General features: G+C 39.6%; 13 protein-coding genes. 2 read left to right on the plus strand and 11 right to left on the minus strand.

Features of this window, described 5'->3' with window-relative positions; translation table 11 throughout:
* Positions 1-138: 138 nt before the first annotated feature.
* From IGI49_RS19430 to IGI49_RS19450, 5 genes are all read right to left on the minus strand, one after another.
* On the minus strand, positions 139-1,122 hold the full coding sequence (locus IGI49_RS19430) for an ornithine cyclodeaminase family protein (RefSeq protein WP_207701765.1): 984 nt from the start codon (positions 1,120-1,122) through the stop codon (positions 139-141).
* A 551-nt stretch (positions 1,123-1,673) separates the two neighbouring features.
* Positions 1,674-2,576 carry an NAD(P)-dependent oxidoreductase gene (locus IGI49_RS19435; RefSeq protein WP_429965918.1) on the minus strand — a complete coding sequence of 301 codons (903 nt, stop codon included), beginning with the start codon at positions 2,574-2,576 and terminating at the stop codon, positions 1,674-1,676.
* A gap of 71 nt (positions 2,577-2,647) precedes the next feature.
* Positions 2,648-3,340 carry a winged helix-turn-helix domain-containing protein gene (locus IGI49_RS19440; RefSeq protein ID WP_429965917.1) on the minus strand — a complete coding sequence of 231 codons (693 nt, stop codon included), beginning with the start codon at positions 3,338-3,340 and terminating at the stop codon, positions 2,648-2,650.
* A gap of 137 nt (positions 3,341-3,477) precedes the next feature.
* Positions 3,478-4,194, minus strand: coding sequence for an ABC transporter permease (locus tag IGI49_RS19445; RefSeq protein ID WP_429965916.1), 717 nt, complete (start codon positions 4,192-4,194; stop codon positions 3,478-3,480).
* 1 nt (position 4,195) lies between these two features.
* Positions 4,196-4,915: an ABC transporter ATP-binding protein gene (locus IGI49_RS19450; RefSeq protein ID WP_429965915.1), complete on the minus strand. Its 720-nt coding sequence runs from the start codon at positions 4,913-4,915 to the stop codon at positions 4,196-4,198.
* 130 nt (positions 4,916-5,045) lie between these two features.
* Between IGI49_RS19450 and IGI49_RS19455 the strand changes: the two genes are divergently transcribed.
* A complete protein-coding gene (locus tag IGI49_RS19455; RefSeq protein ID WP_429965914.1) occupies positions 5,046-5,798 on the plus strand; it encodes a MerR family transcriptional regulator in 753 nt (250 codons plus the stop codon).
* Positions 5,799-6,181: 383 nt separating this feature from the next.
* Here IGI49_RS19455 and IGI49_RS19460 read toward each other — a convergent pair whose 3' ends face one another.
* The 4 genes from IGI49_RS19460 to IGI49_RS19475 form a co-directional block, all read right to left on the minus strand.
* Positions 6,182-7,195: a DUF3114 domain-containing protein gene (locus IGI49_RS19460; RefSeq protein WP_429965913.1), complete on the minus strand. Its 1,014-nt coding sequence runs from the start codon at positions 7,193-7,195 to the stop codon at positions 6,182-6,184.
* Between the two features lie 79 nt (positions 7,196-7,274).
* The gene (locus IGI49_RS19465) at positions 7,275-7,625 is read right to left on the minus strand and encodes an iron-sulfur cluster biosynthesis family protein (protein ID WP_429965912.1); all 351 of its coding nucleotides are present in this window, start codon (positions 7,623-7,625) and stop codon (positions 7,275-7,277) included.
* Positions 7,626-7,781: 156 nt separating this feature from the next.
* A complete protein-coding gene (locus tag IGI49_RS19470; RefSeq protein ID WP_429965911.1) occupies positions 7,782-8,681 on the minus strand; it encodes a glycosyltransferase family 8 protein in 900 nt (299 codons plus the stop codon).
* Positions 8,681-9,532: a glycosyltransferase family 8 protein gene (locus tag IGI49_RS19475; RefSeq protein WP_429965910.1), complete on the minus strand. Its 852-nt coding sequence runs from the start codon at positions 9,530-9,532 to the stop codon at positions 8,681-8,683. The genes IGI49_RS19470 and IGI49_RS19475 overlap by 1 nt, the downstream gene beginning before the upstream one ends.
* A gap of 304 nt (positions 9,533-9,836) precedes the next feature.
* Between IGI49_RS19475 and IGI49_RS19480 the strand changes: the two genes are divergently transcribed.
* Positions 9,837-10,646 (plus strand): Cof-type HAD-IIB family hydrolase, encoded by an 810-nt coding sequence (locus tag IGI49_RS19480; protein ID WP_429965909.1) that lies wholly within the window; start codon positions 9,837-9,839, stop codon positions 10,644-10,646.
* Between the two features lie 46 nt (positions 10,647-10,692).
* Here the strand turns inward: IGI49_RS19480 and mngB are convergent, their stop codons facing one another.
* Together mngB and IGI49_RS19490 are read right to left on the minus strand one after the other, a co-directional pair.
* On the minus strand, positions 10,693-13,368 hold the full coding sequence (mngB, locus tag IGI49_RS19485) for a mannosylglycerate hydrolase (protein ID WP_429965908.1): 2,676 nt from the start codon (positions 13,366-13,368) through the stop codon (positions 10,693-10,695).
* A gap of 65 nt (positions 13,369-13,433) precedes the next feature.
* The gene (locus IGI49_RS19490; RefSeq protein ID WP_429965906.1) at positions 13,434-14,537 is read right to left on the minus strand and encodes a PTS fructose transporter subunit IIC; all 1,104 of its coding nucleotides are present in this window, start codon (positions 14,535-14,537) and stop codon (positions 13,434-13,436) included.
* Positions 14,538-14,540: the final 3 nt, after the last annotated feature.

Consider the following 14,540-nt stretch of genomic DNA (forward strand, 5'->3'; position numbering starts at 1 on the left):
AATTGAAAAAATATAGTTAGTTATGTCCAAAACGGTTGTTTTTATGGCTTAAATTAACGGCTAACTTCTTTTCTTTTTTTGCGGTAAACAAGCATGACTAAAAAAGACAAGCTCCCATGTGGAAACTTGTCTTCCCTATTAGTCAGGAATTTCAGTGCCTAAGCCTTTCTCACGAGCCTTCTCAACAATCTGCCCCGCTACTACTAAATCTAGAACAGCAGTACCAACTGATTTGAAGATGGTAATTTCTTGATCAGAAGTTCGTCCTTCTACCTCGCCTAGCAAGATTTGTCCTAATTCACCCGAATACTTTTCTTTCGGAATATACTCTTCTTTCAGCGGAGTAATAAAATCTCCTGCTGCATTAAGCACGCCTTCCGTTGTATCAAAAATTACTCGATCTGCTCGTTTGATTAATTCTTTAGGAATTTCAAACATACTTGGAGTGAAGGAGCCGATTCCATTGATGTGTGCACCATCCTTAACCCAAGCAGATTCGAAGGTTGGTTCATTGGAAGGAGTTGCAGTTGTGATGATATCCGCACCTTCTACGCATTCACGACTCGTTTTTGTTGGAATTAACCGAACTGTACAACCTTCTTGACGAGCCTTAGCAAAAGCTTCTGCCCGATTTTGATCTATATCAAAGATTCGGACTTCTTCCAAAGGGCGTGCAGCCATCATTGCTTCCAATTGCTTCTCAGCCTGACCACCCGTTCCGATTAAGGCGCCAATTTTAGCATCTTTTCTGGCAAGAATATCTGTCGCTACACCTTGTACAGCTCCAGTGCGTAACTGAGTCAAATAAGTGCCATCCACCATAGCATTTACCATACCCGTTTTAGGGTCCATCACAATCATCGTACCTGTTACACTAGGTAATCCTCGTTCGATATTGTGCAAATAAGTCGATACTATTTTAACACCCAACGCTGGTTGTTCCCCACCAATATAGGCTGGCATATAAGAACTCACGCCATTTTCTTCACGAATATCCACATTAGTCCGCAGCGGCGCATTGGTCTCTCCTTTAGAAAAGATCATCAAAGCTTGCTTATCTGCTTCTACTGCATCCTTCATGGTGAAGGTTTTGATGATATCTTCCTTTGTTAAAAACAACATACTTTTCACTCCTTGTTATATTAATGAGGTGAATCACCTCATGGTTCCATTCATTTGAGCAACTTAATGTAAGATAAAATTGAACAATTTAAGTAAAGTCTAGAACAAACTGTATTAAGCCTTTTTAAGTACATATAGATAATATTAATCATTCACTAATAGTTAAATTCCCTCTACTTTGTTATCGTCAAATATGCAATAACTGGTATGTAAATCAGAAGCTGTTCCAAAATAATCAGAACGGCACCGATCTTAAAACCAACGGGCAAATTTTGTCACAACAAATAAATACCAGAAATAATTCCAAGAAAAGGGAACGGAAAGAAAAAAGAAATGGCTAGAATGATTAGTGCAGCAATTCGTTGTTTGTCATCATGCGAAAGATTAAACATGGTTAACCCTCCTTGAAGCGTTTCTTTAATTATAGCATGCTGAGAATTGCCGCCAAAGTTTTATTTTGCAGAAAACTATTGATAAAATACGGATTTTCTATAGATTTTAACTATAAATAAAAGACCAAGTATCTTACCATTGATACCTGGTCTAGTTGGTTATTTAGTTAAAAATGTCTCTACGTTCTTAATTACTTTTTGTGCTAAACGAACCTTTGCCATCGAGGTTAATCCAGCACTGTGGTCTCCAGCAAAAACGTTTGGCCGATCCACAACTGCCTCCCCAATTCCATTGGTTGTATCACTAAAAGCATAGGTCCCTGATAAGTAGAGCCAGTTAGCTAATGCTTCAACATCATGAGAGGGTGCAATTGACAAATTCATCAGAATCTTGCCGGGGCCCATTAATTTGAATTGTTCAGATTGCAGCAAGACAACATTTTTATTTAGAGCGGTAATGACGATATCCACGTGAGCTAATAAGTCATTCAATGGATAGTAAGACATCGCCAATTTTTCTTCTAATTCAGGTTTGCGGGTACGACTGTAATACGAAACATCCGCACCGAAAAAGTGGAGTGCTTCAGATACCAGTGATCCCACAGTGCCCATACCGATAACGCCCACCTTCACACCGGTCAATTCCATCGGTTCGTTTTTCCACATCGCCTCTCCTCGCCCTTGAAGCAAGCGAACTAGTTCGCTGATGACATATTCCCGAACCCCTTCGTCACCATAATCTCGAATCCCCGTAACCACAATTCCCATTTTCTCAGCAGTTAGAATATCAACATTGGCACTCTCTGGAGAATATAGACTGCAGCACATGCCAATGTAGCGAATATTGGGACAAGCTTCTAAAACAGCTTGATTAATAAAGCTGGTAAAACTCAACATAACACAATCAGCATCTCCGATTCGGCGAATAATTTCAGCCTCATCCTCTGGAATATCTTCATAGAAGAACGTTTCTTCGGCGTATGCCTTCAACTTCTCGTCCCATTCAGGCAATAGCTTAGTCGGTTCAATCGCAACCATTTTTTTAAACTGTGTCTCTTGCATAAAATCCTCCCTTTCTCTCCATCACATCATATCGCGTAGCTGAGGGCAGAGTCAAACAGAAGTTAAATCAATTAGACAATTGCCTGCTGCAGATTTTCTTGTGTATTATTTTCTGCAGATTCATCCCAATCATGGGCGTCCTTAAGATAGTAGCCTTGTCCCCAAACCGTTATAATTTTATACCAATCAGGCTCATACTTTTCCAACTTATCACGAAGATGCTTAATGAGATTTGAAACATGACACATCCGAGATGCTGTAGGCTCCCCATTCCACAAATACAGCGAAATATCCTTTTTAGAAACCGTTTCTCCTTTAGCTTCTCTTAAGCAATCCAGCAGTTTTTTCTCCTTTTTGCTTAAACGTAAATAGAAAACTTCTTCTTCATTCTTCCCAGCTTGAATTATCGGACGTTCTCGATACATCGGCTTCTTCAATTTTGATACAACAGCAAGACTGTTTCCTAAATCTTCTAGGTCACAATCTGGATTAAGTACTCCTCTGAAAATTTCAGTTGGAGCAAATGATTCCTCAGATGTCATCTTCATAATTGGAACCTGGAAGCTTAACATTTTATTCGCAATAATCAATTGTTGGTCGACTGGCAACGTGTCGCTTAAAATAATTATGTCAAAAAATCGTACCATAGTCAGTGAGTCGGATAACAGTGCTTTACTGATAAACACCTCATTACCCAGCAAATGAAGCTGCTCCTCTATTAGTTTTTCTCTAAAAATACAGTTTGTCAGTACAAGAATTTTCACTTCTTCTTTCTCCTTTCCTAGGGTTAAGCACCCTGATATAAATTACGCATTTTTATCCAATTTCTTTTTCTATTTTCTCTTTTTTGGGCAAAATAAAAAAGCAGGAAAATTTTCCTGCTCTAATAGCAATCTGTTGCTTATTCCCATTTGAAGAAACGAACAGCGATTGCTGTTCCAGCTAACGTAATTATTATCAACAAAGCCACAATGGGCATAATTTGTGCCTGCTCCTGAAAAGTAATGGCTTTAAGTAGTTTTATTCCTTGAGTTAAAGGCAAGACACCTGCAATTTTTTGTAAACCATTGGGTAGAATCTCAAAGGGCACTGTGGCACCTGAAAGAAAAAACATGGGAAAGAAAACGGCCGAATTAATTGCACCTGTTGCTTTTTCACTGGGAGAAAGACTGGCAATAATCAAACCAATCGCATGAACTGCCAGCATCACTAATAAATATGCTGGAATAAATACTGCCCAGCTGCCTTGATAATGAAAGTTAAAAACAACCGTAAGCAGGGTAAAAATTAAAAGCATCGATACCAAACTGAGTGTAAAGCAAAAAAATAAATGAGCTAAAAGCAGTTGAATCGGACTTATCGGGGTTACCTGATACCTTTTTAAAATTTTGCGTTCTCGATAAGAAGACAGAGCTAACGGCAGTCCCATAACACCTGCAGAACAGATACCGACAGTAGATACCGAGGCAAAGATTCGATTTAGAGCCTCATTGCTATTTTCCATAAAAGCCATTAGCACTACAATTCCCACAGGAACACATACGCCAAAAATTACTGAGGACATTTCGCGAATGGATAACTTCGCTTCAGATTTATACAATAACCAAAAAGTTTTCATTTTATCGCTCCTCTCCAATTAATTTGATAAATGCTTCATCCATACTCTTTTGACCGCTGCGAGCAACCACCTCAGCCACCGTTCCGCGTTCAATTTCCTGGCCAGCCTTGATTACTAGAATTTCGTCGCAAAGAATTTCTACCTCATCCATGTAATGCGAAGTCAAAAAAATCGTTACCCCTCGTTCTTGTAAAAGCTTAAGATAACGCCAAACTTCGCGCCTAGCCATCGGGTCCAATCCCGTCGTCAACTCATCCAAGAAAATAATTTCTGGATTTCCCATTGCTGCCAGCAGAATACATAATTTCTGCTTTTCCCCACCAGATAAGGTTTGAAGAAAAGCATTCTTCTTAGTTTCTAATCCAAATTCCAGCAGCCCCTTTTCCCAATTAATTGGCTGCTGATATAAGGAATGAGTGATTTCACAAATCTCCTTTACCTTTAATTGTCCTTGAAAAGCGGACTCCTGAAACTGTACGCCTACTCGCTGAAACAATGCTTTTCTTTGCTTGCGGGGATCCTTTCCTAACAATAGAATCTCCTCTGCCTGACAGCTTTTCGTACCTAGAATACAATCAATCGTAGTCGATTTCCCTGCTCCATTATGTCCTAGCAAACCAAAAATACTGCCTTTTTTTACCGTGAAGCTGAGCTGATTCACTGCTGTTTGATCTCCGAACTTTTTGTTGAGATTTTTTACAATAATTGCCTGATTTGTCATATTTTAGCCTCCAATCACTAAATGAATTCTTAGTATAGCTGGAAAAACAACCTTGGTGGCTTAGTGTAGGGTAGCCTTTTGTAAAATTATTTGATAGAGTAAAAGAAGAGCTTGTTACAGGAGGAATTGAATGATTTATCACACTTCGGAGGTTGCCAAGTTAGTTGGTCTTCATCCTAATACAATTCGACGATATGAAGAATGGGAATTGATTCCCAAGCCTCAACGAGCAGTTAATGGCTACCGAATGTTCACTCAGTACCATATAGAGCTGATCCGCTTGGCTCAAGTAGCTTTCCAAATCGAAGTACTGCAGTCTGGCTTGCGGAGAAAAATGGTGGACGTAATTAAAGCTCTTGCGCTTTATGATTTCAACCTTGCGCGCCAATTGATTCTCGACTATCAATACTTAGCCAATCAAGAGATCGCTCAAGCGCACGAAGCAATTGAAATTGTTGAAGGAATAATTAGACCTGAAGCTGATGAAAATACGCAGCCTCCTCTAACTCGCAGTGAAGCAGCCGATTATTTAGAGGTGACGGTTGATGCTTTACGTAATTGGGAGCTCAATGGCTTATTGATGGTTAAGAGAAGGACAAATCGTTATCGCATATACAATCAGGAAGACTTAAAGCGATTAAAGATTATTCGCACCTTACGAGGAGCCAATTATTCATTAGAAGCTATTCTCCGTCTGCTGCTGACCATGGATCAAAAACGTGTTTCTTCTATTAAAGAAGTGTTGAATACCCCTGAGCCAGATGAAGATATCATTGCTGTTTGTGATCAGTTGCTGACCTCATTAGAGCAAGCAAAGAAAAATGCCGAAGATATCATGCAGAGAATTGATCATTTAGAGGAAACTGCTAAAATTACTCATTGAAAATGCAGAACCATCTACTAAATAATCAAGAGATTATTTAGCAAAGTGATGTGCCCTGTCTTACGCTGCATCCAGTGGAAATCTCTCATTTACAATTTGGGCTATGGAGCAGCATATGTTTTTTTCGTTAATAGTAGGTTTACTTAGTTTTATCGCGTTTAGTTTCCCTTGGGTAGTAAAGCAATGGAAACTAATGAAGGCTAATAATGTAGCCAAGATACTGAAATGTTTTTTATTGATAAAATATATATTATTACTATTGGGACTTTTGGTTCTAACGTATATCTTTACTTTTTTTATATTGGGATCTATGGGGCTCTTGTCCCATTAGGTATAACAAAAAGATCCCTTAGATTAGTTGCGACTAACTACTAAGAGATCTTTTAATTATTTATATTTCTAATCAGCAGTTTAGCCAGCAAAAAGAAAATGATAAACACGCCCCACTTTTTACCTATATTCTTTCTATGAGCATACGGTTCTGGATTGCGATCAACTTCTCGCCAATGATACTCCAGCTTGTCCTGAGGGTTATTCCATTCCTTCCCCAACTTTTTCCTTAAAGGATAATCCAAATGAATTGGCGGCAAACTATCTAAGCGTCGATGAACATTATCGTTGCGATCGGCATAGTTAAAGGACTCCCCATTTAGAATCTGCTGTTGAAAATAGTGCCATTCTGCATAAGTAGGATATCGTTCCTTATAATAGAAGAAATCCGTTATTACTTTCCCAGCTTCGTCCATTTCCAATACATTCCACTGGCTGACAAAACGTCCCTCAGGATCCAAAATAAATTCAGAGTGAAAATCCGGAGTAACCCTTTTGCGGTTCTCATTCCCAGCCAAATAATTTGTTTGGTATTTATTATGAAGCCTTGCACGTTCAGCTCTCAGTCCGTGTCCACCTAGACCACCTGCTTTTTTTGGCGCATGAACATAGGCTGCTAGCGCATCTTCATCTGTTTGGCCTGGTATTCCAAATTTTTTTCGGATATATCGGATATTTTGACGATCCAAATACATTCGCAGCTGATGAACTCGGGGATCATCCAGAAGCTTTCCTCGGTAGGCTTGTTGAATTGTCTTTGCCAATAAGTTCAAAAAATCGTCGTGTGGTGCCAGTTCTGGATCAATTTTATAAGGACCGGTAAGCTGCAAAGTCCCTTCTTCTATTTGCGCACCTAACTGTTCCAGTAATAGAACTACCTTTTCAATAGCCGTATGATTGGATGCTCTAAACATCTTAGTATAAATCGTGGAACCGACCAAGCGACTTTGCTGAATTATTTCTTGTTCCTTCTCCCGAGCTTCTTTTAAGGACAAACTGCGAACTGCTCGTGTTGTTTCACTTGAAAGGGCACGTTGCGCTGCGTCGTCCCAAATTATTGGTCTCATTATCTGCTCTCCTCGCCTGTCGTCATCAAAAGAACTATGTTTACGCTAGATGACCAGCATGAACATAGCTCTTTTGCTTTTAACTAAAAAAGTAATTTTTCAATTTGATGTTACTGTCGACATACTGATTATCACACATTAACTGGAAGCTGTTCAAGCGTGGATTAAAATCCATCAGAACTTTTTCAACTAATAGTGGTGCAGCTTCTTTGGAAGAATAAACAGTAAAGATTGGGTTTTCCATTGGTATTAGCTCGACCTCCCCTTCCGTAAATAAAGGGATGATCTGGAACTGACTTCCTTTGGCACACGAATGATCGCTCATGGATGTCTCCTCAATTTCTTTAGTTAGAGCAATCAAGAAAGCTTTTGTATCGCCAACTTTATCTAATAATACTTCCGCTGCTTGATCAGATACTACTATTTGCATTATTTCTCCTCCTCACAGCCAAGCTTATGCTTTTATTTGTAAAGGGTTCACTACTTAGTTGTTTTCATGATTAATCTTAGTTGATGAAAGGCTTTTATCTCTGAATTTTGACAGCCTGCCGCAGCAGTTCCTGTCCGTCAAATAATCAGAATATGTTTATCGTGCAACCTTGCCATAATGTGTAGTGGAAACATAAGTTACTGCATTTTGTTTATAAAGAGGCTTTTTTGAAAAGGCTGTCTTTCTAGCATATTTTAAATAGTACCCTTTTAGAGGAGAGGTAAATTCATCACTCCAAGGTTTTACATGTCCAGAAAAGTGAATAATACTTGGCGCTTTACGCGTTTCTTCGTACGTTTTTTCGCCGGTTGGATTAGGATGCGTTACTTCTTTTTGCATAATATAGCTTTGAGCATTCCATTGTGGGTGCAAAGGCAGCCACTGATCATGCAGAATTGCGTTTAAAGCATCTTGGTCATGAAATTTCAGCTTTTCAGGATTGTTTTTGATGAAGTCCAATACTCGCATCGTAACATTTTCATCTAACCATTTTTTTACATTGATTAGCATTAATCCAGAATTGAAGTACAGCTTAGAATCAGTATCTATCCCCATAAGCTCCAAACGATTATGGAATCCAGCATCTTCAACTGCTGCTAATGTATAGTTACCTAAGTCCATTTTCCATAGTTCGTCAATGTCAGTTACTGCAATCATATCACAGTCTAGATATAACAACTTGTCTACCTTTTTGCCCCGAAATAATTCAGGAATAGCAATTCTGAAGTATGCTGTTTGTGGAATCCGGTCGCTTTCAACAACGTTTTTGAAATATTTTTTGTTGATATTTAAAAATTGAAGGGTTGCTTGATAATTTGCCATCGTGTCCAGCATTAGTTGTTTGCTCTTGTAATCGATGTTGTCGTCAATTACATAAAAATCAAAGGTTGCTTGCTTATTTTTACAGTTTTCTAAGATTGAAACAAACAGGGCAGAAACATGAGGTGCAAAGGCTGCATTACTGCTTGAAACAATCGTAATTCTCTCTTTACTCATTATGCTTTCACCGCTTTCTTAAAAATACTATCTGCTAATAAATCCATATACTGTTCTTGGTAAGGGTGTCCTTCTAATGTGTTCCAAGGTTTATCGTGCCCAGTAAAGTGGACAATCGCAGGTGTTTCATTGCCTTCCTTGTACAATATTCTATATAGAGGGTTTGGGGCCGGATGACGGTTGAAAATAAGTGACGACTGCATGTTCCATTTAGGGTGAAGTGGTGCCCAGTCTTCGTATAAGACGGCGTTCAAGGCATCTTGATCGTGATAAATGATGCGATCTCCGTGATTTCTTAAAAAATCAATCGTCTTCTCCGTAATCTGACGATTGTTCCAACGTTCGATATCAATTACCATGACGCCTGAATTGAAATAATAATCTTTGGAATCAATCCCTAACCGTTCCAAAGCCTTAGTTTGCCCTGGATCAATCACAGCTCCGATGGTCTTTTGCTTTAAATTTTGTCGGTAAAGCTCTGCTACATCATCTAGAATCAATGTATCCGCATCTATGTAAAGCACTTTTTTATAGTTGTATTTTTTCAAAATTTTAGGTAAGGATATTCGGTAGTAGGCTGTCGTAGTAATATGGTCACTGACCAAGAAGTCTTCATACACTTGACCATCAACAGTTAGGTACTGGATAGTCGCCTTGTCTGATTTATTTTGAACTGTTTCCTTCAGTTTTTCTTTACTGGCTGCAGAAATTTCATCATCAATTACATAAATATTCAATGAAACTTCTTTTGATATATGATCCAGCAAAGAACCAAGCATCACGCTCAGGTAAGGAGCGTAATTCTCATCTGATGCAGTTACCACTGGTATCGTATTTTTCTGAGATAACATAAAATATCACTCCTTTGCTTAATTATGTTCGTCTTTTACCCTATTTCTATAACATACATTAGACCCATTCTTTTCTTTTAGCAAAAAAATTGCTTGTTATCCCTATCATTTTGTCACCAAATTCGGAAAAAATTGATCGAATCGACGTTTTTTAGCGGTATAACAACAGTTAAGATTCTTTAAACATTTAAGAAATTACTTGTCTCTATTCAACTATTTTGTCATTATTAAGCATTAAACTTCTCAAATAGCCAAAAATGGACTACCCTTAAAATAGAATATTTTCTAAAAAGGATGGATAAATATGAAGTTAGCAGCAATCGATCTTGATGGTACGTTACTGAATCATCTAGGTGAAATCCCTAAGAAGAACCAGGAGGCTCTGCAAACCTTTAGCCAGCAGGGAGGCACAATTGTCCTGGCTACTGGACGATCGATCCTTTCTGTTAAAAAGGTATTTGCTCAGCTCTCCATAGATGGTTATGTTTTAGCTTCCAATGGCGCCTACATAGCAAAAGTAGAAAAAGGGGAAACGACTTCTGTGTTAAAGCGATTCGATATCCCTGCAAAGACGATTAATCAAGCTTTCCATTTGGCTGAACAAATTGGTGTAACCATTGTAGCTAGTCGTGAAACACAGGATGATCGGATTACTTTTGATGCTGCCCCGGTCGAGGTGAATAGTCCTTATTATGCGCAATTTCAGCTACAAGATTCTTCTACCGAAGAGTTGTTAAAGAAGATCAATGATGGTAGTCTCAATTACTTTAAGCTGGCCTTTAATGATACAGATGTTGATAAGTTAGCCGTTTTGCGGAAAATGTTTGAATCGGCGGGTATTCCTTCAGTTTACACAGATATTCACTGGCTGGAGATTATGGCTGATGGAGTAAATAAAGGCACTTCTCTTACGTTCTTGGCCGACTATCTTCAGATTGATCCAGAAGAAGTCGTAGCCTTTGGTGATCAGGAAAATGACATTGAAATGTTGAAAGTCAGCGGTGTTGGTGTGGCGATGGACAATGCCTTAGAGCCAGTCAAAGCAATTGCCCAACAAGTGACTACCTCTAATGAAGAAGCAGGTGTAGCTGAAGTCTTGGAGGAATATTTATAAGTGCAATGAAAGAGGACAATCTGACGATTGTCCTCTTTTTTGCGTTTTATTCTACATATAAAGTGATGAACTTGGCATGAGCAACCTCAGGTAAACTCACCGTTTGATCTTGCAGTTCCAGTTCTGCTACTGTCTCTTCTTTAAGATTTACCAATTCCACTTTTTGAACTTCTTGTTTAAACTGAATCGCGGCATGACAAGTTTCCTTAAGTTTTCCGTTATACAGTCGAATAATACAGCCCTCCCGTTTCTCGGCCTTCTTGACTACACTTAGCGTCAAATCACCAACAACTTCTGCCATACTATAGCTAGCTGCTAGAGTTTTAGGCTCATCTCCCAAAGTAAAATTCAACCGCGAGTTTAAGAATTCAGCAGCTTGATACAACTGAACCGGAGATACTGCTATCTTGGCAATATTTGCCACATCAGCCTGGTTAAAGCTGCCAGCAAAGTAATAAGCAGAAAATGAGAATTCCAGTCTTTTGTGCAGCTGAGCATCAGGGGTGGCAATAACTGTTTCCCCAGAAGCACGACCTGGACGATACATCAGGTTTTCTTTACCCATGAAGCCATAGGTTCGAAAGATTGTTAAACGAATAGTATCGTAATTTTCTCCAACAATTTCATATTCTCTTACTCCTTTTGGCAGAATTGCAGCACCTCGCTGGTCATTAAAAAGACTGACAAACGTCTGGCAGGTTTCAATCGCAATTGGTTGTTCGTTCCATTGCTCTTTATTCGCCTCCCACAGCTTCATTTCTTTTTCAAAAACTACTGGTCGCTGAATCGTGCCAAATTGCTGATCCGCCGTCGAGAATTTTGACGGAATATTGGTATCAAACAAGACACAAATACGATGACTATCAACAGACTGATTTTCTGCCTCTAAATGGAAATCAATAACTGGCGAATCCTGCTTCATTGTTACTTCCAGTGAAATCGGCAGCTGGACGGTTGCTTTTTTTGCTGCTCGTTCTTCCAAATTAGCTGGTACTTGCAGCACAAAAGAACTTTTAATCGTTTTTAGTACGCTCGATTCATGCACCTCGATTACCGGTTCAAAATCAATGGATGAGATTACCCAATCCTTTTCCGGTGGAGAATAATTAAAGGAATCGCCATCATCACCATTTTCTTCGATAATCCCTTGTTCGTTATAAAGTACCTGAGCTGCTTTGTCGAAGATGTCAAAGGAACCATTGGCATTTACGGTAATTCGATAATAGTTGTTTTCAATCGTACGATTAGTGGTCCTTTCAAACGTCTGGTAACTGTTACCGGACAGATCAATAGTTAGCTGTGTGTAGCCCAGACTCGGCAGCTGACCGGCAGCTACCGCAATTTTGGCTTTGTAAACCTTTGTAGGATGGTAATAATCCTTGGTTGGATTTAATATATTTCCTTGATTCAGCACATAATCAGTCTGATCAATCATTTCCAACACAGTGTAGGAAACCGACTGCCCTGCTTCATCTAGAATGACGAATTCTTTTTGCGGTAAGTAGACCTCCGCTTCCACAACTTCATTCCGAGGATGATCATAAGGGTTAAACAACGTAAAAGTTATCGGTGTATTCTTCGACTCTTTAATCGTTGTCGCAATTTGGCGCATGGTCAATTCCACTAAATTCATAGCAATATCGCGAGCCTGCTTATAGCGCATATAAACATCCTCGTTCGTGTTGTCGGATACACAAGAACCAATGGAATCATGCGCAGCATTCTCAAACATCAGCTTCCAAATTTCCTTAACCGTTTCCACTGGATACTCAAAACCCAGCTGCTTCGCAATGGTTAATATAGGTTCCATCACATTGGTTAAGTAATGCTGAATCTGTGTATTTAAGGCCTTTAAATCAGAGCGGGAAGAGAAGATGGTCTTATGAATCCGCATCAGCTTTCCGTTAATCAGCTCACCAGCAATTTCCTCCAGCTCTGGCTGCTGCTCTTTAATGGCCGCGATATACTTTTCGATGGTCGATATATGCAATTCGTATTCGTCCTGATACAACGCATTTATTTGTTCGATTAGTTCCGGTAAGTTTTCGCGAACTGGCGCTTGGTCGAAACCGTTTGGAAAGTACACTTGATCAGTGGTGCTGCGCGACCAGGTGGTTTTGAAAGGTTCTTCGTGAAGAAAATCCGCTAAAGCTTCCTTGTTCTCAGGAATTGCTCCGCCAATGTAATAGCCGCTAGGTATTTGAAAGGCCGTAACGCTTGAACCGTCCTCCCCTTTCCAAACAAACTCTGTCTGCTTCACTTCGTCATCACTAACACCCCGCCAGAACAGCGTATCCTCAATGCCGAACTGTTGATAAATTTGTGGCATACTAGCTGCTTGACCAAAGGAATCCGGGACATAGCCGACATTCATGTAGTCACCAAACGCTTCACAAACCTGCATACCATAAAGCATGTTTCGAACAATACTTTCGCCAGAAATTACTAGCTGGTCGGTCTGAGTATACCAAGGTCCAATAATCAGTTGACCGGCTTGAACCAATTTTCTTATTCGGTTTCGATCTTGGGGACGCCAGTTTAAATAGTCATCCAATAATGAAGCTTGGCCATCTAAAATAAAATGATCATATGTGTCGTCCTTTTCTAGCTGCGTTAAAACTTTTTGCAAATCGTGCATCAAATATATTTTGGAACGACTAGTGGTAAAATACCACTCTCGATCCCAATGACTATGGGGAACTACGTGTACAGTTTTTTTCATTGGTCAACTACCCTTCTTGTAATAAAAGAGGCACTTGACGATTTCCCACCGTCAGTGCCCGTTTTTTAATTTTCAAAACTAATATCAATATCCTCTATATCGACTTCTTCGTCACCTTCAGCATCTACTTTGTTGAAGTTTACAAACAAAGGGGCTAAAAATCCGATGAAAGCAGCGCCAGCAAATAAACCAACTAGATATGCCCAGCCGTTACCAACTGTAAAGAAGCCATAAATCCCACCTACTGGCGGCATTTTGTCATACATGCCTAAAGCAATCCCTAAACCAGAGGCAATTGCGCCGCCAATCATATTAATCGGCACTAATTTTAGTGGACTAACTAAAGTAAAAGGAATTGCTCCTTCGGTAATACCGATAAAACCCATGATAAAGTTATTACGGCCGGCATCCAATAATTCGGCGTTGAAGCGTTTCTTATGGAAAACAGTCGCTAAAGCATAACCAAACGGTACGGCACAAATGGCCACATTGACAATAATTGCTGGTAAATAGACACCTTCTGCTAATAGAACATTACCGGCCATCCAGGCAGCTTTATTGACTGGTCCGCCTAAATCAGAACCAATCATGGCACCCATAATCATTGCCAGCAAGACTTTGTTCACATCATTAGCAATCATTGAACGAATCCATTCAACTAAGCTAGTATTAATCCAGGCCAATGGTTCTGACAGCAGCGCTCCCATAACGATCGCCACCGATAAAGTAGCAATTAAAGGTAAAATCACTAATGGCATTACACCTGAAAAAGATTCTGGCGGTTTAATTTTATTTTTTGCAATTTTCACTAAGTAACCTGCTAGGAAACCAGCGATTACCGCTCCTAAGAATCCGGCATTCGTACTGGTAGCCACTGCTCCACCAATAAAACCAGCTCCTAATGCTGCTTTGTCACCGATAGAATAAGCAATAAATCCAGCTAACACAGTATTAATAAGTCCGATTCCGGTCCAACCAACTTGTTCAATTGCATATAGTGCATGCTTGAACCCTTCTGCTTCAGCGTATGGGTCCAGACTGGTCAAGCCCATTCCTAAAGCGATCATCTTAGGTATCGCAACTACTAAGGATGCTCCAATGATCAGCGGCAGAACAAAACTGATCCCACTCATCAAGTGTCCTTTTACTTCTGCTAAACTTTTCTTCACTTT

Origin of the sequence: Enterococcus sp. AZ071 (genome assembly GCF_050499065.1) — a bacterium.
Taxonomy (GTDB): domain Bacteria; phylum Bacillota; class Bacilli; order Lactobacillales; family Enterococcaceae; genus Enterococcus_A; species Enterococcus_A ferrettii.

Excerpts from the sequence above, each read along its gene's own strand:
- IGI49_RS19445 (WP_429965916.1), bottom strand. The coding sequence starts at position 4,194 with ATGAAAACTTTTTGGTTATTGTATAAATCTGAAGCGAAGTTATCCATT.
- IGI49_RS19455 (WP_429965914.1), top strand. The coding sequence starts at position 5,046 with ATGATTTATCACACTTCGGAGGTTGCCAAGTTAGTTGGTCTTCATCCT.
- mngB (WP_429965908.1), bottom strand. The coding sequence starts at position 13,368 with ATGAAAAAAACTGTACACGTAGTTCCCCATAGTCATTGGGATCGAGAG.
- IGI49_RS19450 (WP_429965915.1), bottom strand. The coding sequence starts at position 4,915 with ATGACAAATCAGGCAATTATTGTAAAAAATCTCAACAAAAAGTTCGGA.
- IGI49_RS19470 (WP_429965911.1), bottom strand. The coding sequence starts at position 8,681 with ATGAGTAAAGAGAGAATTACGATTGTTTCAAGCAGTAATGCAGCCTTT.
- IGI49_RS19435 (WP_429965918.1), bottom strand. The coding sequence starts at position 2,576 with ATGCAAGAGACACAGTTTAAAAAAATGGTTGCGATTGAACCGACTAAG.
- IGI49_RS19475 (WP_429965910.1), bottom strand. The coding sequence starts at position 9,532 with ATGTTATCTCAGAAAAATACGATACCAGTGGTAACTGCATCAGATGAG.
- IGI49_RS19430 (WP_207701765.1), bottom strand. The coding sequence starts at position 1,122 with ATGTTGTTTTTAACAAAGGAAGATATCATCAAAACCTTCACCATGAAG.
- IGI49_RS19465 (WP_429965912.1), bottom strand. The coding sequence starts at position 7,625 with ATGCAAATAGTAGTATCTGATCAAGCAGCGGAAGTATTATTAGATAAA.
- IGI49_RS19460 (WP_429965913.1), bottom strand. The coding sequence starts at position 7,195 with ATGAGACCAATAATTTGGGACGACGCAGCGCAACGTGCCCTTTCAAGT.
- IGI49_RS19480 (WP_429965909.1), top strand. The coding sequence starts at position 9,837 with ATGAAGTTAGCAGCAATCGATCTTGATGGTACGTTACTGAATCATCTA.